The organism is Haloarchaeobius amylolyticus (genome assembly GCF_026616195.1).
Classification (GTDB): domain Archaea; phylum Halobacteriota; class Halobacteria; order Halobacteriales; family Natrialbaceae; genus Haloarchaeobius; species Haloarchaeobius amylolyticus.
This window is the reverse complement of sequence record NZ_JANHDH010000003.1, coordinates 32,226-53,979: the sequence shown is the minus strand read 5'-3', so window position 1 is coordinate 53,979 and position 21,754 is coordinate 32,226. Positions and strand designations below refer to the sequence as shown.

Below are 21,754 nucleotides of genomic sequence, written 5' to 3'. Positions count from 1 at the left end.
AACCAACCATCTTATTACTTGGAGATAATACCTTGTGGTATGCAGCTCATAGACAGCCAGTTCGCCCACTACCAGCGCGAGGGGTACGTGGTGGTGGAGGACCTCCTCGACGAGGCGGTCGTCGAGCGAACCAGCGAGCGACTGCGGGAGTACGTCGCCGGCGAGCGCACGGAACAGGGGTTCAGCCGGATGCTCGAACCGGACGCCGAGTCGCTGCCGGAGGGTGCCGGCAGCGAGGCAGAACCCGTCCGGAAGTTCGAGGGACTGGACATGGTGCGCGAGGACGAGGTGTTCGCCGACCTCGCCCACCACGAGGACATCGTCTCGGTGGTCCAGGACCTCCAGGGGCCGAACCTGAAGCTCCTGCGGAGCGCGGCGATGCTGAAGCCACCCAGGGTCGGCAGCGAGAAGAAGTTCCACCAGGACGCGGCGTACTACCCCATCCACCCGATGGACCACGTCACGGTCTGGGTCGCGCTGGACGAGGCGACCACGGAGAACGGCTGTATGCAGGTGGTACCGGGGGCACACACCGACGGCCTGCTCACCCACGAGGCGCTCGAGTACGACACCGACATCACCCTGACCGGACGTGACTACGGACCCGAGGACACGGTGGCACTCCCGATGGAACCGGGCGACGTGCTGTTCCAGCACTGCCTGTTGCCCCACTACACCGCGCCGAACACGACCGACGACTGGCGGCGCGCGTTCATCCTCGCCTACATGCGGTCGCGGTCGCGGTTCACCGACGAGGAGCCGCCCGAGTGGGTCGACAGCCACCACATCGCTGGGAAAGAGTTCGCGGGGTGCGTCTGAGATGGCGACCGAAGACGGTGCAGGCCGCCTCGACTCGTTGCTCTCGCAGATGGGCCCGACGTGGCTCGCCGGCGCCATCGCGGCCGGGCCGGCGACCATGGCGAGCCTCCTGACGGCGGGGGCGGGCTACGGCTACACGCTCCTGTGGATCGTCCTGCTGTCGGCCCTCCTCGGCGCGACCGCGCAATTCCTCGCGACGCGGCTCGGCCTGCTGACCGAGGCCGGCATCGTCTCCGTGGTCGAAGAGCGCCTCGGCTCGCGCTGGGCGTGGCTGCTCGTCGCCGACGCGGTGCTGGCCTCCGGACTCGCCCAGCTCGTCATCATGAAGACGGTCGCCGACGTGAGCGCGACCATCACGGGCATCGACGCCGTGGTCTGGGCGGTCGTCTGGGGGGTCGTCCTCGCGGTCGGGCTCGCCGGCGGCGGCTACCACATCGCCGAGACGGGCGCGAAGGTGCTCGTCTCCCTCGTGGTGCTCGCCTTCGTGGCCTCGCTGGTCATCGTCCCGGTCGACCTCGGCGCGGCCGCGACCGGCCTCGTCCCGCGCATCCCGGGCGGTACCAGCGGCGCGCTCGCCGCGGCGGGCATCCTCGGCGGCGCGGTCCACATCACCCTCGTGACGATGCAGTCGTACACGATGCGCGCTCGGGGCTGGACCCGCGAGGATTCGGACCTCGCCATCGCCGACATCGGCGGGTCGATGCTGCTCGCCTTCGGCGTCTACAGCCTCGCCATCTTCCTCGTCGCCGCGGGCGTCCTGCACTCGGCGGGCTCGGTCTCCCCGGGCGACCTCACCGCGACCGCAGCCGCACAGGCCCTCGGCCCCCTCGTCGGCGAGAACGCGAAATGGCTGTTCCTGCTCGGCCTGTGGGGCGCGGCCATCTCCACCCTCGGCGGGAACACGACGGTCCCGCCGTACCTGCTCGCCGACAAGCTCGGCTGGGAGCAGGACGTCTCGGACTCGCGGTACCGGACCGCCATCGTCGTGACGGCCCTCGTGGGTATCGGCGGTGTGTTCCTCGGCGGCGCGTTCTTCCCACTGCTGGTGCTGGTGCTCGCGTTCGGGCTCGTCGGGACGCCCTTCGCCATCGCGCTCGTCCTGTTCCTGCTCAACGACCCCGGCACGGTGCCGGAGACGAACTCGGTCGCCGCGAACGTCGCGGGGCTGGTGCTCATCGGCGTCACCACCGTCACGGCCGGGTCGTTCCTCCGCGGGCAGGTCCAGGCCGGTATCTGGGACCCGCTGACCCTGTTCGTCGTCGGCTTCGCGAGCGTGCTGGCCGTGGCGATGCTCGGCCTGCTGGCGCTGTTCGTCCGGAACCGGAGCAGGCAGGAACCGGCCGCCCAGGAATCGCTCGACTGATGCCGGACCTGCCGTTCCCCCTGTCGGGGTCGACCCTCGTCGTCGGGGCCTCGAACACGGGGAAGACCCGGCTGACCGCGCAGGCGCTCGACGACTGGGTCGCCGAACACGGCCCCGAGGGCGTGGTCGTGCTGGATTTCGCGCCCGAGGTCGAGCGTGAGGGCGTCCTCCTCGGCGGGCGACTCTCGCGGTTCACCGACGTTCCCGATGCGGCCTGGCACGGGGTGCTGGAGGCCCACGCACCGCGGGCGGACAGCGACTCCGAGGCGGGCGCGATGGAGCTGGCCGAAGAGAACGCGACGCGAGCCGTCCAGTTGCTCGACGCGGCGCCGGCCGACCCGACCGCGGTCTTCGTCAACGACGCGACCATCGCGTTGCAGGCCGACGCGGACGCGACCGACCGACTGACAGACTACTGCGACCGCGCCGACGTGGCGGTGCTCAACGCCTTCGAGAGCGACGAACTGGGCGTCGAGGACGCGGTGTCGCGGAACGAGCGCGAGGCGCTGGTGCGGCTTCGGGTGTGGGCGGGGCGCATCGTCGAACTCGAATGACCGGGGGGCACCCGGTCGAGAACAGCCCTTACCACTCCATGCCGCCGTTGACGCCCAGCACCTGCCCGGTCATGTAGCTCGACTGGTCGCTGGCGAGGAACCGGACGAGGCCCACGATGTCCTCCGGGTCGGCGAACCGGTCCAGCGGTATCTTCTGGCGTATCTTGTCCCGGACGCGGTCGGGGACCTCCTCCAGCATGTCCGTCTCGGTGAAGCCGGGCGCGACGCAGTTCGCGGTCGAGTCGTGCCGGGCGAGTTCGAGCGCGATGGTCCGCGTGAACGCGATGAGCCCGCCCTTCGAGGTTGCGTAGTTCGCCTGCCCGTAGTTCCCCTGCTGGCCGACGACGCTCGAGATGTTGATGAGCCGCCCCCCGTCGGTCGCCTTGATGTCCTCGTAGAACGCCTTCGTGCAGTTGAACGCACCGTTCAGGTTGACGGCCATGACGCGGTTCCAGTCGTCGTAGCTCATCTCCTCGAAGGTGCGGTCTCGCGTGATGCCGGCGTTGTTGACCAGCACGTCGATCTGCCCGAACTCGTCGTGGACCTCGTCGGCCATGCGTTCGACCTGCTCCGGGTCGGAGACGTCCGCCCCGACGGACATGGCCGTGCCGTCGTTCGCCTCGATGAGGTCGGTGACCTCTCGGGCGCGCTCCTCGGACGTGTTGTAGTTGACCGCGACCGCGCCCCCACAGCGCGCCAGCTCGAGTGCGATCTTCCGGCCGATGCCCCGCGACGACCCCGTGACGACGCAGGTCTTCCCCTCAAGTGGCGTTCTGTCCAGTGGCTCCAGTCGCTCGGATGTGAGAGACATACACTAGCACTCTCACGAGGAGGAGAAAAATCGTGTGCTGGATTACCAAACTTCTGGAACAGAACCCGGCTATTACTGGGACCACCCAGACGTTGTACACACGACGACCCTGCTGCAGCCGGGACCGCGGCCCGGGCCAGGATTCGCGTGGGTAGCCGGGGAGGTCAGTCCTCGCGGTCTCGCCCACCGTCCGTCATCGGCTCGTCCAGCCGCCGGATCTCCCGCGAGAGCCGGTCGAAGTCGAAGTCGGCATCGGCGACCCGGGCCGCCGCGAGTGCAAGTCCCGCAGAGACCAGGAACGCACCGGCGAAGGAGGTGAGATAGAGCGGGTCGGCAGCCGGAAGGAGGTCCCCGACGACCGGGACCGCGGTGATGTACCCCCGCAGGTCGGGGAAGTACGCCAGCCCCACGGCAAGTCCGCCGAGGCTACTCGCCAGCGCGCCGGGGCCGGTGATGCGCTCGGAGTAGAGGCCGTAGACGAGGGGGAACGCGACCGCGGCGCCGAGCAGGTCGGCGAGGAAGAACAGCCGGAGGACGCTCTGGGCCCGCAGGCTGACGTAGATGGCCGCGACCGCGACGACGACCGTGAAGACCCGCGAGCCCAGGGCGAGCTGGCGGTCGCTCGGGCGCGAGAGCAGGCGGGCGAGGTCGGCCGTCACGAGGCTCGACAGTGCGTTGAACAGCGAGTCGACCGAACTCATCACGAGCAAGAGCGCCAGCAGGACCACGGCGAGGACGAGCCACTCGGGGAACGCGCCCTGCAGGAGGACGAAGAACGCCACGTCGGCGTTGTAGCCCGCACTCGTCACGTCCGCGACCACGTCGGCGTTCCCGGCCGCGATGACGCCGAAGAGGGCGGCGAGGAACACGAGGCCGCCGTTGAGGAGGCTCGCCGACCGGAAGCTACTCGCGACCGTCTCGTCGTCGGCCCCGGCGTAGATGCGCTGCCACCACGTCTGGTTGAGCAGTTCCGCGCCGAGGATGGCGAACGCGAGGGCGACGCCGAACTGGAGGCCGGCGGCGAACCCGGGGTCGAGCAGCGTCGGGTTGGCGGACTGGACGCCCCGGTAGACCTCGGTCGGCCCGCCCAGCGCGACGAGCGCCCCGACGAACGTCAACAGGAGCAGGGGCAGGACGAACAGGGCCTGGACCGTGTCGGTGAACAGGCTCGCCCGGAGCCCGCCGTAGCCAGTATACAGCAGCACGAACCCGCCGACGAGGACCGCGGTCTGCCACTGCGGGACGCCCGCGACCAGCGCCAGCGCGCCGGCGATACCCGTCAACTCGGCCGCGAGGAAGATGAACATGTAGAGCGCGCTCACGAGGACGACGAACCCGTACATCGCGTCGCCGTACCGGGCGTGGGCATACTCGGTGAGCGAGTGCCCCTCCGGGATGAGTGTCCGAATCCGGGGGCCGAGTCTCGAGTACGCGAGCATCGGGACGGCCTCGCCAATGGCGTAGCCCACGACGGCCGCGATGCCGAAGCCGGCACCCGCCTCGGGTGCGGAGAACAGTATCCAGACGCCCATGACGGAGGCGACCAGCGTGGCGGTGGTCCGACGCCGGCCCGTCGAGTTCCGGGCCGTGATGAGGTCCTCGACGGAACCCACGCGACCCCGCGAGTGCCACAGCCCGAGGCCCGTGAAGACGACGAGCGTCGCGACCGTGAGCCCGAGCGCGAGGGTCGTGCTCACCATCGGTCCCACCCCCCGGCGAGTGCGGTCGTCTCGCCGTAGGCCATGTCGAAGAACGCGACCTCGAGTTCGACCGTGCGCCGGAACAGACGGTCGAGACGGGTCTGGCGTCGCGGTGCGGCCGCCGCGCCTGCCTCGTCGAGTTCCGAGCGCAGCCAGCCGACGAACGACTCGAACCCGGCGGTGGTATGCAGGTCGATCCACTCCGCGAGGTAGAAGCGCGACGGCTCCTGGTCGGCCACGGCCGACGCCCATTCGAGGTACACCCACTCCGCGGGCACCAGCACGGCCAGCGTCTCGGGGTAGCCGCCCTCGTGGGCCGCCCGCCGGAGCAGGTCCTCGAACGCCCGGGTGACGGGTTCGAGCGCGGGGTCAGCGTACTCCGTCTCGGGGACGCCGAGGGCGGCGAACGAGCGCTCGAAGTAGTCGTTCTCGTCGGCGGTGAGGACGCCGAGGAAGTCGACGAGCCGGGACTTCGCCGCCATCGTCGGTGCCTCGCCGACCGCGTGGCCGAACGTGCCGACCAGCGTGTTCAGGAACGCGTAGTCCTGCACGAGGTAGCGCTCGAACACCGCGTCGTCGAGGTCCTCGGCCCCGAGCTCGCGGGTGAAGCGGTGCTCGGTCGCGGCCTGCCAGTCGTCGCCGCACCGCTCGCGGAGCCAGTCGGTGAACCGGGCTCCCTCGCCGCGAGCCGCCGCGAAGCTCTCGAAGTCCCCGGTCATAAGGGCCAGTCCTCCTGTTGCCAGGCCGCGTCCCAGAACAGGTACTCGTACTGCGCCGAGGTGCGGAACAGCTCCCAGTAGCGAACCCGGTCGGTCTCGGTCGCGTCCGCGGCCACCTGGTCGAGCAGGTCCTTGCACCACTCGGTGAGTTCGGTGAACTCCTCGCCGGCGTACATCTCGACCCACGCCGCGTACTGCTCGTGGTCCGGCATGCCCTGCGCTTCGAGTCGCTTCCCGGTTTCGTTGAAACCCCACATGCACGGGAGCAGGGCTGCCACGAGGTCGCCGAACGTCCCATGCGATGCCGTCCGCACGAGGAAGTCGGTGTAGGCCTGCGTCGTCGGCGACGGCCTGGTCGCCTCCAGCTCTGCCTCCTCGATGCCGAACTCGGCCGCGTAGGACCGGTGGAGGTCCATCTCTGAGTTCACCGTCGAGTCCAGTAGTTCCGCGAACTTCCCCATCGTCTCCAGGTCGGGTGCCTTCGCGGCCCCGAGCGCGAACAGCCGGCTGTACTCGACGAGGTAGACGTAGTCCTGTCGCACCCAGTACCGGAACGGCTCCTCGTCCAGGCTTCCCTCGCCGAGCCGCTGGACCATCGGGTGGTCGACGATGGCCTCCCAGTACGCCTCGGCTTCCGGTCGTATCTCGTCCGTGAACGCCATACCGGGCAGTTGCGCGACGGGCACGAAAAGAGTTATCATTGGGTGATACTACCGAGTAATCCACCAGGTTCAGGTCGGTAGCCCGTCAGGGTTCGTCGAATCCGTAGATTCCGGCCTCGAACGCGTCGACCAGTTCGGCCGTGCCCTCCCGCAGGAACTTCGCGTCGTAGCCGACGATGGCGAAGTCGTAGCCGGACTGGATCCAGTCGACGACCTGCTGTGGCTCCGTCGCGAACACACCGACTGGCACGTCGTGTGCGTCGCCGGCCTCGAAGACCGTCTCGACCGCCTCCTCGAACCTCGAGTCTGAGAAGTCGAGGTGACAGTCGAGCGCGGCGGAGAGGTCGGCCGGCCCGACGAACAGCGCGTCGATACCGTCGACCGCGGCGATGTCGGCCGCGGCGTCGACCGCGGCTTCCGTCTCTATCTGGACGATGCGCGTCAGTGCCTCGTCGGCGGACTCGAGATATGCTGGCAGGTCCGCTCCGTAGGCCGCAGCCCGGCCCGCGCCGGTCCCGCGGATACCATCCGGCGGGTACGTCGACGCCTCGACGACCTGCTTCGCCTCGGCGGCCGAGTCGACCCGCGGGACGAGCAGGCCGCCGGCCCCGGTGTCCAGCACGCGCTTGATGGCGACCGGGTCGGCCGAGGGCGGCCTGACGAACGGGACCGTCTCTCCGGGCACGGTGTGGACGGCACGGACGAGGTTCTCGACGGTCTCGATGCTCATCGACGCGTGCTCCACGTCGATGGTCACGAAGTCGAAGTCGGCCCCGGCGGTTATCTCTGCAACTGCTGGATGGCCGATGGAGACCCAGCCGCCGAGTACCTGTTCGCCACGGCGAATCGATTCGCGTACCGCGGTCGCGTCGTCGAGATGCTCCATGGGTTCACCCACTCGGTGAACCGGCTTAGCCGTGGGGGACGGCGGCGGGTCCCGCGGTCTGCCACCAGTGTCAGCCTGATGTTAAATCCCATTCGAATCCCCCTGAATTGTCGCGGGACGGCAGCCGCGGGCGATACGCTTTTCATCGTGGCTCTCGCGCACCCACTCGTGTCCAGAACCTTCCTCTCCGTCCTCTTCGCGCTCGATATCGTCCTGCTGGTGCTCCTGGGCCTCGGGTACCAGTTCACCGACCCGGGATCGCCAGAACGCGCCATCTCGCAGGTCTCGTTCGTCGTTCTGCTCGCGACCATCGTCGGCCTGGCGGTCGTCATCCGGCGTGGCGGACCGTTCTACGAGCCCTGAACCCGCCGGAGTGGCACTCAGGGGCCCGTAGCCCCGGCCTCGCGACAGAATCACCGCTGGCGGAGATATGTCGGTTAAAGTATTTATTGGGCCACTACATCAAAAATATCATCGAAAATACATACATACCTGCCGGTTTTCCTTCGAGGTATGTCCGACCATCACACGGACGAGAGGGAACGAAGCCTGCGAAAGACTCGTCGCCGCTTCCTGCAAGCGGCGGGCGCAGCCGGCGTCGCCGGCCTCGCCGGCTGTGCCGGTTCGAACACGGACACCGACACCACCACCGGCGACGATACCGGCGGCGGTGGGGGCGGGGGTGGCGGCGGCACCACGACCGCCGCGGAGGAGCTGCCCATGACCGACCGGACGTTCGTCACCGCGACCGCCGACGTCCCGAAGGACATGCAGTTCAACCCGTACGGCCAGAAGTACCCCGAGCGCATCGCGTTCGCGCTCTTCGAGAACCTCATCTACGTCAACGAGGCGACGAGCAAGTTCATGCCGGGCGTCCTGGAGTCCTGGGACATCGGCAGCGACACGGTCACGCTCTCGGTCCGCGACGGCTACCATTGGCACAACGGGAACGCCGTCACGGCTGAGGACGTCGCGTTCAAGCTCAAGCTCGAGATCTACGACGGCGCGGCGCTCAGCAACATCGTCGAGGCGAAGGACGTCAGCGTCGTCGACGACTCGACCGTCGAACTCGGGCTCCAGCGCACGGTCTCCGACGAGGTCTTCCTCTATTCGCTCAAGCCCATCGCGCTCGACACGCCGCCGAAGACGTTCCAGAAGTTCCTCGACGCCTACGAGTCCGACGGCGAGGCCCCCGGCCTCACCGAGCTGAAGATCGAGGAGCCGAACGGGACGGGCCCCTTCGAGTTCGTCCGCGCGGGGAACCAGGAGGTCGTCGCCGAGCGCTTCGCCGACCACCCGGACGCCGACAACGTCAACTTCCCGCGGATGAAGTGGAACTACCTGTCGTCCAACCAGAAGCAGTGGCAGGCACTGCGCACCAACACCGTGGACGGGATTGACAACGTCTTCACGCCCCAGAACATCGCGAAGTCCTACGGCGACCACGTCCGCGAGATCCCGATGCCCGCCAACTGGGGGATGGGCATCATGTTCAACCACGAGCACGAGCACTACGGCCAGCAGAACGTCAAGCGCGCGGTCCAGTACGTCATCGACCGCGAGAAGCTCGCCCGCAGTGCCGGCTCGAAGATGCACGTCCCGGTCGACGTCCCCAGTGGCCTCCCCGGCAACTTCAACGGGAGCTACGAGGAGTGGCTCGGCGACTCGATGTCGCAGTTCGACAAGTACGAGCCGAACCAGGAGAAGGCCGCCAGCCTCCTCCGCGAGGCCGGCTTCGAGAAGAAGAACGGTACCTGGATGGACGCCAGCGGGAAGACGCTGAAGTTCCCGTACAAGATCCCCGCGGGCTGGAACGACTGGACCGCCGGCGGCCAGTCCATCGTGCAGGACCTGAACGACTTCGGCATCGAGGCGTCGCTCAACCCGAGCCAGTCCTACTGGGGCGACATCTACGGCAACCAGAACTACACCGTCGCCGGTCTCGGCTGGGCGGACGGGAAGGTCTACCCCTACTTCACGCTCAACAAGCTCCTGAACGGCTTCCGGTCGCGGACCATCCTCAAGTTCCCCCGGAAGGTCGAGGTGACGCCACTCGGCGAGCCGAACGGACAGAAGCGAACCGTCGAACTCGAACCCGAACTGAAGGAGCTGGCGGGGCTGACCGGCGAGGAGGCGAAGCAGAAGACCCAGGAGCTCGCCTGGATCGTCAACCGCCACCTCCCGATGGCGCCGCTGATGGAGAAGCTCGACCAGTCCTGGCTGACCACGGACCACTGGAACACCATCAAGCCCGAAGACGAGGACGCCATCGTCGACTGGCCGCCGTACTACCTGCCGCGCGAGGGGAAGCTCACGGCCAAGCCCAAGTGAGACGATGTACGAGTACTTCGTCAAGCGCACAGTACAGGCGCTCTTCACGGCGTTCTTCGTGCTGTCGCTCTCGTTCGCGCTGGTCAGACTCATGCCGGGGAACCCGGCCGACCAGCTGCGCGGTCAGCTCATCCGGAACAACCCGGACCTCTCCCAGCAGGAGGTGAACCGCCGCGTCGAGAACTTCATCAGCATCGACCTCTCCGAACCGCTGCACCAGCAGTACCTCGACTACGTGGGCAGCGTCCTCCAGGGCGACCTCGGCCAGTCGCTCAGCCAGAACGCGCCCGTCGCGGAGATACTCGGCGAAGCGCTCCCGTGGACGGTGTTCGCGTTCTCCATCGCCATCGCACTGATGTTCGCGTTCGGCATCGCCCTCGGGTCCATAATGGCCTACTGGGAGGGCAGCCGGTTCGACATGAGCGCGACCGGTATCGGCATCTTCCTCAACTCCACGCCGAACTACGTGACCGCGCTGATATTCCTCTACGTCTTCGGCTTCACGCTGGGGTGGTTCCCGACGAACGGCCACCACTCCTCGCAGGTCGTGGCCATCGTCGACCCCCTGCGCCCGGTGGCGACGTTCCAGTTCGTCGCCGACGCGCTCTACCACGCGAGCCTCATCATCGCGGCGGTCGTCATCACCGGCTTCGGTGGTGTCGCCCTCGGGATGCGCGGGAACAGCATCCAGGTACTTGGCGAGGACTACCTCCGGGTGGCGCGCCTCCGCGGGCTCTCTGACACCCGTATCGCCCTGCGGTACGTCGCCCGCAACGCCATCCTGCCGATGTACACCAGCATCCTGCTCTCGTTCGGGGCGGTCATCGGCGGCTCGGCCATCCTCGAGGAGATCTTCGTCTACCCCGGGCTCGGCTACTACATCGTCGCCGCGGTCGAGACACGCGACTACCCGCTGATGATGGGGTCGTTCGTGCTCCTCACGCTCGCGGTCGTCTTCGGCGCGTTCGTCGCCGACATGACCTACGGGCTGGTCGACCCGCGCGTCACCACCGGAGGTGATGCACAGTGAGCCGCGAGAACAAGGTGAGCAACTTCCCCGAGGACGGCAGCGGATTCGGCACGGTCGCCGACTCCTCGCTCGGCCGCGTCGGGCGGTTGCAGAAGCTCGTCGACCTCTGGCTCGTGGCGCCGGCGAAGGTCGTCTGGAACGACGTGCGCGCCCGCATCGGCACCGCACTCGTCCTCGGGTTCATCATCATGGGCGTCGTCGGGCCGATGGTCGTCGTCGAGCCGCGCATCGGCCAGGCGGGACTGCTCGTCGGGCCGTTCCAGGGCGGCATCATCGGCGGCAGCTGGTACGAGTTCACCAGCGCGTCGCTGCTCGGCATCTCGGTCCCCTGGGTCTCTATCTACTACCCGCTCGGGACCGACAACGTCGGGCGCGGCATCCTCGAACAGGCGGTCCACGCGACCCCGCGGATGCTCCTGATGATCACGAGCGCCGGCCTGTTCGTCACCGTCCTCGGGACGAGCATCGGGGCCCTCGCCGGCTACACCGGCGGCCGCCTCGACCAGTTCCTCTCGACCATCATCGACATCGTGCTGACGCTGCCGGGACTGCCCATCCTGCTCATCCTGGTGGCGCTGCTCCAGCCCAAGAACCCCATCGTGCTGGGTATCGTGCTGTCGCTGCAGGGCTGGGCCGGGATGGCCCGCGCCATCCGGTCACAGGTCCTGACCCTCCGGTCGACCTCCTACGTGGAGTCGGCACGGGCGATGGGCCTGTCCACGCCGACCATCGTCGGCAAGGAGATCGTCCCGAACATCATGCCGTTCGTGATGATCAACATGGTCGGCGCGATGCGTGGCGTCATCTTCGCCTCCGTCGGCCTGTACTTCCTCGGCCTCCTGCCGTTCTCGAAGGTCGTCAACTGGGGCGTCATGCTCCAGCTGGCGTACTCCAACGGCGGACTGCTGACGCTCGACGCCGCGCACTGGCTCGTCGTTCCGATGCTCTGCATCATCCTGCTCTCGATGGGCCTCATCCTGTTCGCGCAGGGGATGGACCGCGTGTTCAACCCCCGCGTCCGGGCCCGACACGCGAAGACCACCGGCGACGACGCCGGCGAACCTGCGGAGACGACGAACACCGTCCCGAACGTGAACATGGGCGGCGGAGCTGACAGATGAGCCGAAGCACCACGACCCCCACGACGACGCAGCACAGCGACGAGGACGTCATCCTCGAGGTCAGCGACCTGACGGTCTCGTTCGATATGGACCGCGGGACCTCCCGCGTCCTCAACGGCGTCGAGATGGACATCCGGCGCGGCGAGATACTCGGTATCGTCGGCGAGTCCGGCAGTGGCAAGTCGATGTTCGCGTCGGCCCTGCTGAACGCCGTGGTCGAACCCGGCCAGACCGACGGAGACATCACCTACCGCCCGCCCGAGGGCGAGCCGGTCGACGTGCTCGACCTCGGCAAGCGCGACCTCCGGAACCTCCGGTGGGAAGACATCTCGATGGTGTTCCAGGGCGCGATGAGTTCGTTCAACCCGACGATGGACTTCCGCGAGCACTTCGTGGAGACGCTCGAGGCCCACGACTACGACGTCGCGGCCGGCCTCGACCGCGCCAGGGAACTCCTCGCGGACCTCTACCTCGACCCCGAGCGGGTCATGGACTCGTACCCGCACGAGCTCTCCGGGGGCATGAAGCAGCGGGCGCTCATCGCGCTCGCGCTGGTGCTCGAACCCGAGGTGCTCGTGATGGACGAGCCGACGGCCGCGCTCGACCTGCTGATGCAGCGCTCCATCATCAGCCTGCTGTCGGACCTTCGCGACAAGTACGACCTCACGATGGTGTTCATCACCCACGACCTCCCGCTGGTCACCAAGTTGGCGGACCGTATCGGGGTGCTGTACGCCTTCGAGTTCGCGGAGGTCGGCGAGACGACCGAGCTGGTCTCCGACCCGAAGCATCCCTACACCCGTGCCCTGCTCAACGCCACCCCGAACCTCGATGCACCGCTCTCGGAGATGCGCCCCATCGAAGGGTCGGCACCCGACCCGGTCAACGTCCCGGCCGGTTGCCCGTACCACGAACGCTGTCCCATGGCGACCCCGCGGTGCGAGGACGACAAGCCGGACATGGAGGCGGCGTCGGCGACCCACGAGGTCGCCTGCCACCACTGGCGCGACGTCGACGACGAGATATCGCTCTCGACGGGGGTGGACCGATGAGCACTGACACGCCCCCCGGGGACGACCCGATGCACGCGGACCAGCCGGTCCTCTCGATGTCGGACGTCGACGTCCACTTCGAGAAAGACGGCGGCGGCCTGAACCCCTTCGCCGACCGGCCCACGGTCCGAGCCGTCGACGGCGTCGACCTCGAGATCCGCCAGAACGACGTGGTCGCCATCGTCGGCGAGTCCGGCAGTGGCAAGACCACGCTCGGCAAGACGGCCGTCGGGCTCCAGAAGCCGACCAGCGGCAGCATCGAGTACTGGGGCCAGGACATCTGGGAGGCGAAGGGCTGGCGGGCGGACCCCGACATCCCCTTCGAGCAGATCCGGCGCTCGCTCCAGATCATCCACCAGGACCCCGGTGCCTCCCTGAACCCGAACCGGACCGTCGTCTCCTCGCTCTCGGCGCCGCTGAAGCGCTGGAAGCCGGACCTCGGCCCGGAGGACCGCGAGGCGCGCGTCTACCACTTCCTGAAGCGCGTGGGGATGTCGCCGCCGGAGGACTACGCGAACCGCTACCCGCACCAGCTCTCTGGCGGCGAGAAACAGCGCGTCGCCCTCATCCGGGCGCTGCTGATGAACCCCGACCTCATCCTCGCGGACGAGGCGGTGAGCGCCCTCGACGTGAGCCTTCGCGTCGAGATGATGGACCTGATGCTCGAACTCCAGGACCAGTTCGACACCTCGTTCCTGTTCATCAGTCACGACCTCTCGAACGCGCGCTACATCGCGGAGCACGCCGGGGGCCGCCTCGGCGTCATGTACCTCGGCGAACTGGTCGAGATCGGCCCCGTCGAGGAGGTCCTCGGGAACCCCCAGCACCCCTACACGAAGGTGCTGAAGTGGGCGACCCCGGAGCTCGGCATCGCGGAGGACGCCGCCGGCCCGCCGGTGCGCGAGATAGACATCCCGGACCCGGTGAACCCGCCCTCTGGCTGCCGGTTCCACACGCGCTGCCCGAACGCCACCGAGCAGTGCCGCACGGCCGCACCGGAGGTGACGTCGGTCGACGGCGACGTCGACGGCCAGGCCGAGGGCGACCACCGCGTCGCCTGCTACCGGGCGACCGAGGACGAGGCGTACTGGAACAGCGACCCGCTCGACGGAGCTGAACTCTGAATGACACACCACGAGAGTCACGACCACGACCACGACGACACGACCGAGGAACAGGCAACCGACCAGAACTGGCGCGACGAGCAGACGCTGTCGCGCCGCCGCTACCTCGCCGGCGTCGGTGCCATCGGGAACATCGGCATCGCCGGCTGTACCGGCACCAGCGACGCGACCGAGACGACCACCGCGGGGACCGACGCGACGACCACCGCCACCGCGTCCGATACCCAGGCGTCGGCCGCAGCCGACGTGGTCTCGGTCGGCAACGGGAGCTACACGACGACGGTCCCCTCGGGCGAGGAGCACCCGCCGGAACAGGTGTACGCCACGGCCGACGTGTCGGCACCGTACCCGACCAACGAGTGGTGGAGCAACCTGCTCCGCGCCCAGTTCGGCGCGCCGATGTGGGCCCACCCGCTCGTCGGTACCCCGACCAGCGAGGGGCTCGACATCGTCCACCCGACCGACTGGACCTTCACCCAGGTCAACGGCGACAAGAACCGGGGGAACATCGCCGAGATGGACCCCAGCGGCGACCTCACGCTGGGCACCACCGGCGCGTCGTTCGTCGATGCCAGGTGTGCCGGCTGGGGCGACTGGCACGTCGACGTGCGCTGGGGCGCGGGCGACGCGTCCACGCCGACGCTCGACGCGACGATGGCGCAGGGCTCGCCCTACGTCTTCGCCGAGGTGTCGGGCGCCGACGCCGAACTCACGTTCGCCGCGACGCCGGAGGTCTGGGCCGACCAGGGCAACGTCCTCGGTGTGACGGTCAACGGCCACCACTACGGCGTCTTCGCGCCCAGTGGCGCGACCTGGTCCGGTATCGGCTCGAACACCCTGACCAGCGCCCTCGCTGGCGAGGGTTACCTCACCGTCGCGGCACTGCCCGAGGCGACGACGACCGCCCTCTCGCGGTACGAGTCCTACGCGTACAACACGCTGACCGGGACGAGCGTCTCATGGACCTACGACGAGGCGACTTCGGAAGTGCGGACGACCCATACCTTCGAGACGACCGCCCGCGCCGAGTCCTCGACGACGGGTACCATCGCCGCGCTCTACCCGCACCAGCACAAGAACACGGACGCGACCCTCGACGGAGACACCTTCGTCTCCCCGCGCGGGACCATGCAGACGGTCACGGGGTCGTCGTTCGAGACGCAACTCGACCTGCCGCCGATCCTCCCGTTCATGCCGGCGGTCGGGAACTACGACGAGTCCCGGCTCGCGGGCTACGTCGACGACGTCGAGGCCGAGTCACCCCTCGTCCGGAAGGGCCCCGAGGACCCCGGCGACGGGACCTACTGGACCGGCAAGAACTACGAACGCCTGCTCCAGTTGCGGCCCATCGCCGAACAGGTCGGTGACACCGCGGCCGCCGACACCTTCGTCACGGCGATGCGCGACGAGCTGGAGACCTGGCTGGACGCCACCGTCTCCGGCTCCTCGGACTCCGAGGACGTCTTCTACTACGACGACACCTGGGGGACGCTCATCGGCTACAACGACTCCTTCGGCTCGGGCCCCGAGCTGAACGACCACCACTTCCACTACGGCTACTTCGTCAAGGCGGCCGCCGAGATCGCCCGGACGAACCCCACGTGGGCCGACGACGCCAACTGGGGCGGGATGGTCGACCTGCTCATCCGGGACTTCGCGAACCCCTCCCGGAGCGATTCGATGTTCCCGTTCCTGCGGAACTTCTCGCCCTACGAGGGCCACTCCTGGGCCGCCGGCAACCCCGCCTTCGACATCGGGAACAACCAGGAATCCTCCTCCGAGGCCGTCAACGCCTACGCCGCCGTCTTCATGTACGGCGAGTACCTCGGCGACACGGAACTCCGGGACGTGGGCGCGTACCTGCTCGCCCACGAGACCACCGCGGTCGACGAGTACTGGTACGACGTCGACGAGGAGAACCACCCCAGCGGCTGGGACTACAGCTACGCCGGCATGGTCTGGGGTGGCGGCTACAAGTACGACACCTGGTGGACGGACGACGTGGAGGCCATCCACGGCATCAACGTCCTGCCGGTCGGCGGGCACACGCTCTCGCTCGGCCGCGACCGGGCCGCCGCCGAAGCGACCTACCAGGAACTCGTGACCGCCAACGGCGGCGACAGTTTCGACTACTGGCCCGACATCCTCTGGCAGTACCGCTCCTTCAGCGACCCGGCGGACGCCCTGAGCCTCTTCGAGGCCGAGGCCGCCTCCTACCCCGTCGAGTTCGGTGAATCGAAAGCACACACCTACCGCTTCCTGACGGCGATGGACGGCCTCGGCGCGGTCCACGACGAGGTGACCGCCGACACGCCACTCGCCGCCGTCTTCGACGACGGCACCACGACGACCTACGTCGCCTACAACGCGGGCGACGCGTCGACGACCGTCACGTTCTCCGACGGGACCTCGCTCTCGGTCCCCGCGAACGACCTCGCGACGACGACCAGCGGGTCCGACTCCGGCGACGGCGGCAGCGGCTCTACGGCCCCCACGGTCGACTCGATCTCCACGTCGAGCACGCAGAAGGGGCCCTGGACCGACGTCACCGTCGACTGGGCGGTGTCCGACGCGGACGGCGACCTCCAGTCGGTGACGGTCGAACTCCGCGACAGTTCCGGAGCCACGCTCGACTCGGCGAGCACCGCCGTCTCCGGCGGGAGTGCCTCGGGCACGACCCAGCTCCGGACGAAATCGACCCCGACGACGGTCGCGGTGACCGCCGTCGACGCAGCAGGCAACGAGCAAACCAGCACCACGAACCTATGACGACGCGAGAAACCCAGGTATCACAGACGCAGCGCGAAGAGACGGCCGACCGGGTCGAGACCCTCATCGACGAGATGACCGTCCGCGAGAAGGCCGCCCAGCTCGCCGGCACCTACGTCGGCACGATGGGCGAGACACGCACCCTCGAAGACGCAGAGGAGATGGTCCGCGAGCACGGTCTCGGCTTCGTGACCCCCTTCGGGTACGGGGCCTCCCCGCACCGGGACTCGGCCGAGGTGGTCGAGATCGCCAACGAACTCCAGCGGGTCGCCCGCGAGGAGTCACGCCTCGGCATCCCCATCCTCATCCCGGTCGACGCCATCCACGGCAACGCCTACGTCGAGGACACGACGGTCTTCCCGCACAACCTCGGCGTCGCGGCCGCCCGCGACCGCGACCTCGTCGAGCAGGTCGGCGCCGTCACCGCGACCGAGGTCGCCGCCACCGGGTCGAGCCTGACCTACGGCCCGACCTGCGACGTGGCTCGCGACCCGCGCTGGGGCCGCACCTTCGAGACCTTCGGCGAATCACCCTCGCTCGTCGGTGAACTCGCGTCCGCGAAGGTCCGTGGCATCCACGAGGCCTCGGTCGACGTGGCCGCGATGGCGAAGCACTTCCCGGCCTACGGCGAACCCGAGCGCGGCGAGGACACCGCGCCCGTCGACCGCTCGGTCTCGTCGCTCTACCGCGACTTCGTGCCGTCGTTCCAGCAGGTCATCGAGGCCGGCGTCGAGGGCATCATGCCGAGTTACAACGCCATCAACGGCGAGCCCTCTCACGGCTCCAGCCACTGGCTGACCGACGTGCTCCGCGACGAGTTCGGGTTCGAGGGCTACGTCGCCTCCGACTGGAACGGCATCAACATGCTCCACGACGACCACCGGGTCGCGACGTCGGGCACCGACGCCATCCGCCAGTCGTTCGACGCCGGTGTCGACGTCCACTCGCTGGGCGAGGTCGACCACGTCGACAGCCTCGTCGAACTCGTCGAATCCGGCGCCGTCTCCGAGGCGGCGGTCGACGAATCGGTCCGGCGCGTGCTCGAACTCAAGGCCGACCTCGGGCTGTTCGACGACCCGTTCGTCGACCCCGACGAGTCCGCGGACACGCTCGGGAAACCGACCCACCGGCAGGTCTCGCTCGAGGCCGCCCGGGAGTCGATGACACTGCTCAAGAACGAGCGCGACCTGCTCCCGTTCGACGACGACGCCGACGAGGTGGTCGTCACCGGGCCCAACGCCGACTCGCTGGTCAACCAGGTCGGCGGCTGGAGCGTGAAGGAGGAGCACGAACTCACGGGTACGACCATCCGCGAGGGCATCGAGGAGTTCCTCGGGCCCGAGAGCACGGTCACCCACGAACCCGGCGCCGGCATCGACGAGCCGGGCGACGTCGACGCGGCCGCCGACGCCGCGAGCGACGCGGACGCCGCCGTGGTCGTCCTCGGCGAGAACTGGTACATCCACGAGTTCGGGCCACAGGACGTCACCGGTCCGACCGACGCCTTCCCGAACCGCGCCGAACTCACCCTGCCCGAGGCGCAACGCGACCTGCTCGAGGCGGTTCTCGACACCGGGACGCCGACCGCGCTCGTGCTCGTCACGGGGCGCCCACTGGCCATCCCGTGGGCGGCCGAGCACGTCGACGCCATCCTGCAGGCGTACTACCCCGGAGCCCAGGGTGGGCGGGCCGTCGCCGAGACGCTCTTCGGCGCGAACAACCCGGCCGGGAAGTTGCCCATCTCGGTCCCGCGGTCGGAGGGCCACCTCCCGGTGCGGCACAACCACCTCCCGAACCCGACGCCCATCGGCGAGGACGAACACCTCCCGTCGTACGACCCGCTGTTCCCGTTCGGCCACGGGCTCTCGTACACCGAGTTCGAGTACCGCGACCTCTCGGTCTCCGCGGACTCGCTCGCGCGAGACGACTCCGTGACGGCCGCCGTGACGCTCGCGAACACGGGCGACCGCGAGGGCGACGAGGTCGTCCAGCTCTTCGCCGGCCGGGACTACTCGTCGGTCGTCACGCCGGTCCGGGAGCTGGTCGACTTCGAGCGCGTGTCGCTCGACCCCGGTGAGGAGGTCACCGTGACCTTCGAGCTCGGGACGGACACCTTCGACGTGGTCCACCCCGACGGCTCGCGCCGGTTCGAGGCAGGGAAGGTCTCCCTCTGGTGTGAATCCACGGAGACGTCGCTGGAGGTGGTCGACCAGGACTGAGCCGCACGACTCGAACCATTCGCAGCCACCACTGTCCTGCGGTCTTTTTTCTGAGAATCGACGTTCCAGTTCCCGTCAGCCGTTGCTGAAGGGTGCGCTACCGGGGTCGATGCCGACCAGCGAGATGGTCCGCATCTCGATGTCCTCGAAGACGGCCCCCCAGCCGCCGACCTCGACCGTCCCGTCGCCCGTGGCGAGGACGACGCTCTTGTAGGCGCCCATGTCCGAGAGCGCCAGCCGCGAGAGGTCCTGGTCGTCGTGGAAGTACGAGAGGCCGACGACGACGCCTTCGACGGTCCGACGGACCTCGGTGTCGATGTCGACGCCGTCGACGACGACCTCCAGTTCGTAGCCGGCCTCCCACAGGAAGTGGCAGTCGCACATGAACTCCTCCATCGTGACGTAGGTGACGCGGTCGGAGTCGGCCGCGAACAGCGTCGGGTAGAGGTTCCACAGGCAGGTCAGGTAGTACCAGTGGAAGACGAACGGGAGGATGCGGTCGTAGATCATGACGCCGTAGTCCTCGTCGGAGCGCGTGTTCGGCGCGAAGCAGGTCCGGTGCCGGTCGACGATGACGAGGAACGGCCCGGGGATGCTGCACGCCCGCAGTTCCGAGAGCGCCCCGGTCGGGTCGAAGCCCTCGGGTGGCGTCTGGCCGTCCTCGACGTAGACGGAGGCGCGGACGATGACGCCCTGCTCGCGGGCCTCCCGGAGCGCCGGGAAGAGCTGTTCGAGCTGCTCGTACGTCCCGGCGAGTTCGACGACCGTGTCGGCGTCCCCGATGAGGTCGCGGGCGTTCTCGACGGCGGTCTCGCCGCGCTTGGTCACCCCGACGCGGGCGTCCATCCGGTTCGGCTTCCGGTAGCGTTCGCGTATCTCCTCGGCGGCGTCGTGCAGGAGCTCGCCGCGTGCCTCCAGGTCTGTCATGGAGACGTTGGGGTCACACGGGCGGACGTAGAGCTTCTCGCGGTCGATGGTCTCGACGTACCCCTTCGACTCCAGACTCCGCAGCACGTCGTAGACCTGCGAGACGGGCACCGAACTCTCGCGGCCGACCTCGATCGCCGGTGATACCCCCATGTCGAGCAGGCAGAGGTACGCCTCCGCCTGGTACTCGGTCAGGTCGGCGTACTCGAGCGCCTGTGCCAGTGTCTCCCGGTCCATGGACTGACACACTCCGCAGCGCCACATGAAACTTCTGAGCCACGGCAAGAGCCGCCACGAGCCGCGGGGGACCGGACCAGCGGGGACGACCATTTTACAACTATCTTCGAGTTTCCTATTCAGCCTCATCTTCTCTATATAGAATACAATACCAGTTATATCGTGAATTACCCATTTAATGTCCAGAGTTTCGCTAACTTTCCAGAGGTTCAGGAGATTCAGAATGCCGTAAAACTGTAATGTGAAATCAGGTAAAAGTTTATTCTGGCTGTTCGCCGACGCCGATCTTCGCGCCCGGCCACCAGACACCTCACTGGAGGTCGACCGTCACGCGCCCATCGAAGGAGAGGACCAGCGACTGCACGAAGTCGCCGAACAGCGCCTTGCCCGTCGGGGACCGCTTGCGCCCTGTCGTGAAGATGTGGTCGCAGCCGTGTTCCCGGGCCACGTCGAGCGTCACCTCGGCCCGGTCGGACGTCTCGACGACCTCACAGAGGCGCTCGTACTCCACGTCGAGCCCGTCGAAGGCTTCCGCTGCGACCTCGTCGACGAAGGCCAGTGCGCCCTTCAGTGCCGTCTCCGTTCCGTAGGAGGTGTTCTCGACCTGGCCGATAGTCTCGAGGGTGGAGACGGACCGTTCGACCTCGTCCTCGGTCACCAGCACGAGGATGGAGAGGGTGGCGTCCTCGGCGGTCGCGTACGACCCGGCCTCCCTGACGAGTGCTTTGCTAGCTGGCGTATCCTCTAGAACGACGAGGGCATGCTCCATACCACGACATCCAGACCGACCGACAAAAAGCTTCGCGTGCAAACGCACAATATATAAAGATATTTGAAGTCAGACGTATACGTCTCGCATGGCTTCTGGCAGTGAGCCAGAACCTGTCATGCCTGAGACTGCCACCGCGTGACGGTCACGCACTGGGAGTGCTGTGAGGCCCACCAGTCCTGTCGTGCAACAGACCGGGCCTCTCGCACGAGGGCGTCAGCCCCACGCTGTCACCCACTTCCGTCCTCTCGGAGAGTCCCGGGAGGCATCCCGCCTGACCCCTTGCACGAGTGTTCTAGCCGTCAGTATCGGCGCCCTGCGAGTCGAGCACGTCCACCAGCCGGTTCGCGAACTCGACCGTCCGCGTCGGGATTCCGTAACGGTCGGCGTCCATGTCCACGTTCCGCAGCGACGCAGCCACCGCTTCGGGGTGGGACATCGTCGTCACGGTCTCGCGGACATCGACCGACAGTTCCCCGTCGGAGGTCTCCAGCCACGGCTGTCGCTGCTGGTCCTCGTCGTACGCGATGGTGTACGTCTCGCCACCGACCACGTCGACGATGTCGTCGAGCGCCCCGATCTCGATGCGGTCGTCTGCCGAGACGAGAAAGAGCGTCCCGTCCTCGCACTCGGGTTCGTACCGGCTCATGCTGGAATCGTT

19 protein-coding genes are annotated in these 21,754 nt (G+C 68.0%); 11 read left to right on the top strand and 8 right to left on the bottom strand.

Features of this window, described 5'->3' with window-relative positions; translation table 11 throughout:
- Window positions 1–39: 39 nt before the first annotated feature.
- The 3 genes from NOV86_RS18085 to NOV86_RS18075 are packed head-to-tail and all read left to right on the top strand — an operon-like array spanning window position 40 to window position 2,736.
- A complete protein-coding gene (locus NOV86_RS18085) occupies window positions 40–819 on the top strand; it encodes a phytanoyl-CoA dioxygenase family protein (RefSeq protein WP_267643171.1) in 780 nt (259 codons plus the stop codon).
- A 1-nt stretch (window position 820) separates the two neighbouring features.
- Entirely contained in the window at window positions 821–2,182 is a 1,362-nt protein-coding gene (locus NOV86_RS18080) for an NRAMP family divalent metal transporter (RefSeq protein ID WP_267643170.1), read from the top strand.
- Entirely contained in the window at window positions 2,182–2,736 is a 555-nt protein-coding gene (locus NOV86_RS18075; protein WP_267643169.1) for a hypothetical protein, read from the top strand. The genes NOV86_RS18080 and NOV86_RS18075 overlap by 1 nt, the downstream gene beginning before the upstream one ends.
- Window positions 2,737–2,764: 28 nt before the next feature.
- On the opposite strand, the gene NOV86_RS18070 is transcribed toward NOV86_RS18075, so the two are convergent.
- The 5 genes from NOV86_RS18070 to NOV86_RS18050 form a co-directional block, all read right to left on the bottom strand.
- Window positions 2,765–3,547: a beta-ketoacyl-ACP reductase gene (locus NOV86_RS18070; RefSeq protein WP_267643168.1), complete on the bottom strand. Its 783-nt coding sequence runs from the start codon at window positions 3,545–3,547 to the stop codon at window positions 2,765–2,767.
- A 164-nt stretch (window positions 3,548–3,711) separates the two neighbouring features.
- On the bottom strand, window positions 3,712–5,247 hold the full coding sequence (locus tag NOV86_RS18065) for a sodium:solute symporter family transporter (RefSeq protein WP_267643167.1): 1,536 nt from the start codon (window positions 5,245–5,247) through the stop codon (window positions 3,712–3,714).
- Window positions 5,241–5,966, bottom strand: coding sequence for a TenA family protein (locus NOV86_RS18060; RefSeq protein WP_267643166.1), 726 nt, complete (start codon window positions 5,964–5,966; stop codon window positions 5,241–5,243). Before NOV86_RS18060 ends, NOV86_RS18065 begins: the two co-directional genes overlap by 7 nt.
- Entirely contained in the window at window positions 5,963–6,628 is a 666-nt protein-coding gene (tenA, locus tag NOV86_RS18055; RefSeq protein ID WP_267643165.1) for a thiaminase II, read from the bottom strand. The genes NOV86_RS18060 and tenA overlap by 4 nt, the downstream gene beginning before the upstream one ends.
- 85 nt (window positions 6,629–6,713) lie before the next feature.
- Entirely contained in the window at window positions 6,714–7,514 is an 801-nt protein-coding gene (locus NOV86_RS18050) for an HpcH/HpaI aldolase family protein (protein ID WP_267643164.1), read from the bottom strand.
- Between the two features lie 168 nt (window positions 7,515–7,682).
- Between NOV86_RS18050 and NOV86_RS18045 the strand changes: the two genes are divergently transcribed.
- The 8 genes from NOV86_RS18045 to NOV86_RS18010 all read left to right on the top strand — a co-directional run bounded on the left by NOV86_RS18045 (window position 7,683) and on the right by NOV86_RS18010 (window position 19,160).
- Window positions 7,683–7,877, top strand: a complete 195-nt coding sequence (locus tag NOV86_RS18045; RefSeq protein ID WP_267643163.1) for a hypothetical protein — start codon at window positions 7,683–7,685, stop codon at window positions 7,875–7,877.
- A 150-nt stretch (window positions 7,878–8,027) separates the two neighbouring features.
- Window positions 8,028–9,845, top strand: coding sequence for an ABC transporter substrate-binding protein (locus NOV86_RS18040; RefSeq protein ID WP_267643162.1), 1,818 nt, complete (start codon window positions 8,028–8,030; stop codon window positions 9,843–9,845).
- Between the two features lie 4 nt (window positions 9,846–9,849).
- Window positions 9,850–10,875 (top strand): ABC transporter permease, encoded by a 1,026-nt coding sequence (locus NOV86_RS18035; RefSeq protein WP_267643161.1) that lies wholly within the window; start codon window positions 9,850–9,852, stop codon window positions 10,873–10,875.
- A complete protein-coding gene (locus NOV86_RS23260) occupies window positions 10,872–11,996 on the top strand; it encodes an ABC transporter permease (protein ID WP_267643160.1) in 1,125 nt (374 codons plus the stop codon). The genes NOV86_RS18035 and NOV86_RS23260 overlap by 4 nt, the downstream gene beginning before the upstream one ends.
- Window positions 11,993–13,048: an ABC transporter ATP-binding protein gene (locus NOV86_RS18025; protein ID WP_267643159.1), complete on the top strand. Its 1,056-nt coding sequence runs from the start codon at window positions 11,993–11,995 to the stop codon at window positions 13,046–13,048. Before NOV86_RS23260 ends, NOV86_RS18025 begins: the two co-directional genes overlap by 4 nt.
- Entirely contained in the window at window positions 13,045–14,172 is a 1,128-nt protein-coding gene (locus NOV86_RS18020; protein WP_267643158.1) for an ABC transporter ATP-binding protein, read from the top strand. The genes NOV86_RS18025 and NOV86_RS18020 overlap by 4 nt, the downstream gene beginning before the upstream one ends.
- Window positions 14,173–16,941, top strand: a complete 2,769-nt coding sequence (locus tag NOV86_RS18015) for a glycosyl hydrolase (RefSeq protein WP_267643157.1) — start codon at window positions 14,173–14,175, stop codon at window positions 16,939–16,941.
- Window positions 16,938–19,160 (top strand): glycoside hydrolase family 3 N-terminal domain-containing protein, encoded by a 2,223-nt coding sequence (locus NOV86_RS18010; protein ID WP_267643156.1) that lies wholly within the window; start codon window positions 16,938–16,940, stop codon window positions 19,158–19,160. Before NOV86_RS18015 ends, NOV86_RS18010 begins: the two co-directional genes overlap by 4 nt.
- A 75-nt stretch (window positions 19,161–19,235) precedes the next feature.
- On the opposite strand, the gene NOV86_RS18005 is transcribed toward NOV86_RS18010, so the two are convergent.
- The 3 genes from NOV86_RS18005 to NOV86_RS17995 form a co-directional block, all read right to left on the bottom strand.
- Window positions 19,236–20,324 carry a TrmB family transcriptional regulator gene (locus tag NOV86_RS18005; RefSeq protein ID WP_267643155.1) on the bottom strand — a complete coding sequence of 363 codons (1,089 nt, stop codon included), beginning with the start codon at window positions 20,322–20,324 and terminating at the stop codon, window positions 19,236–19,238.
- 310 nt (window positions 20,325–20,634) lie between these two features.
- The gene (locus NOV86_RS18000) at window positions 20,635–21,093 is read right to left on the bottom strand and encodes a universal stress protein (protein ID WP_267643154.1); all 459 of its coding nucleotides are present in this window, start codon (window positions 21,091–21,093) and stop codon (window positions 20,635–20,637) included.
- A 295-nt stretch (window positions 21,094–21,388) separates the two neighbouring features.
- The gene (locus NOV86_RS17995) at window positions 21,389–21,742 is read right to left on the bottom strand and encodes a hypothetical protein (protein ID WP_267643153.1); all 354 of its coding nucleotides are present in this window, start codon (window positions 21,740–21,742) and stop codon (window positions 21,389–21,391) included.
- Between the last annotated feature and the right edge of the window lie 12 nt (window positions 21,743–21,754).

Bases quoted from the DNA above. Each gene is read 5' to 3' on its own strand.
- NOV86_RS18080 (WP_267643170.1), top strand. From the start codon at position 821: ATGGCGACCGAAGACGGTGCAGGCCGCCTCGACTCGTTGCTCTCGCAG.
- NOV86_RS18035 (WP_267643161.1), top strand. From the start codon at position 9,850: ATGTACGAGTACTTCGTCAAGCGCACAGTACAGGCGCTCTTCACGGCG.
- NOV86_RS18020 (WP_267643158.1), top strand. From the start codon at position 13,045: ATGAGCACTGACACGCCCCCCGGGGACGACCCGATGCACGCGGACCAG.
- NOV86_RS18070 (WP_267643168.1), bottom strand. From the start codon at position 3,547: ATGTCTCTCACATCCGAGCGACTGGAGCCACTGGACAGAACGCCACTT.
- NOV86_RS18000 (WP_267643154.1), bottom strand. From the start codon at position 21,093: ATGGAGCATGCCCTCGTCGTTCTAGAGGATACGCCAGCTAGCAAAGCA.
- NOV86_RS18050 (WP_267643164.1), bottom strand. From the start codon at position 7,514: ATGGAGCATCTCGACGACGCGACCGCGGTACGCGAATCGATTCGCCGT.
- NOV86_RS18040 (WP_267643162.1), top strand. From the start codon at position 8,028: ATGTCCGACCATCACACGGACGAGAGGGAACGAAGCCTGCGAAAGACT.
- NOV86_RS18075 (WP_267643169.1), top strand. From the start codon at position 2,182: ATGCCGGACCTGCCGTTCCCCCTGTCGGGGTCGACCCTCGTCGTCGGG.
- NOV86_RS18085 (WP_267643171.1), top strand. From the start codon at position 40: ATGCAGCTCATAGACAGCCAGTTCGCCCACTACCAGCGCGAGGGGTAC.
- tenA (WP_267643165.1), bottom strand. From the start codon at position 6,628: ATGGCGTTCACGGACGAGATACGACCGGAAGCCGAGGCGTACTGGGAG.
- NOV86_RS18065 (WP_267643167.1), bottom strand. From the start codon at position 5,247: ATGGTGAGCACGACCCTCGCGCTCGGGCTCACGGTCGCGACGCTCGTC.
- NOV86_RS18025 (WP_267643159.1), top strand. From the start codon at position 11,993: ATGAGCCGAAGCACCACGACCCCCACGACGACGCAGCACAGCGACGAG.
- NOV86_RS18010 (WP_267643156.1), top strand. From the start codon at position 16,938: ATGACGACGCGAGAAACCCAGGTATCACAGACGCAGCGCGAAGAGACG.
- NOV86_RS18005 (WP_267643155.1), bottom strand. From the start codon at position 20,324: ATGGACCGGGAGACACTGGCACAGGCGCTCGAGTACGCCGACCTGACC.
- NOV86_RS17995 (WP_267643153.1), bottom strand. From the start codon at position 21,742: ATGAGCCGGTACGAACCCGAGTGCGAGGACGGGACGCTCTTTCTCGTC.
- NOV86_RS18015 (WP_267643157.1), top strand. From the start codon at position 14,173: ATGACACACCACGAGAGTCACGACCACGACCACGACGACACGACCGAG.
- NOV86_RS18060 (WP_267643166.1), bottom strand. From the start codon at position 5,966: ATGACCGGGGACTTCGAGAGCTTCGCGGCGGCTCGCGGCGAGGGAGCC.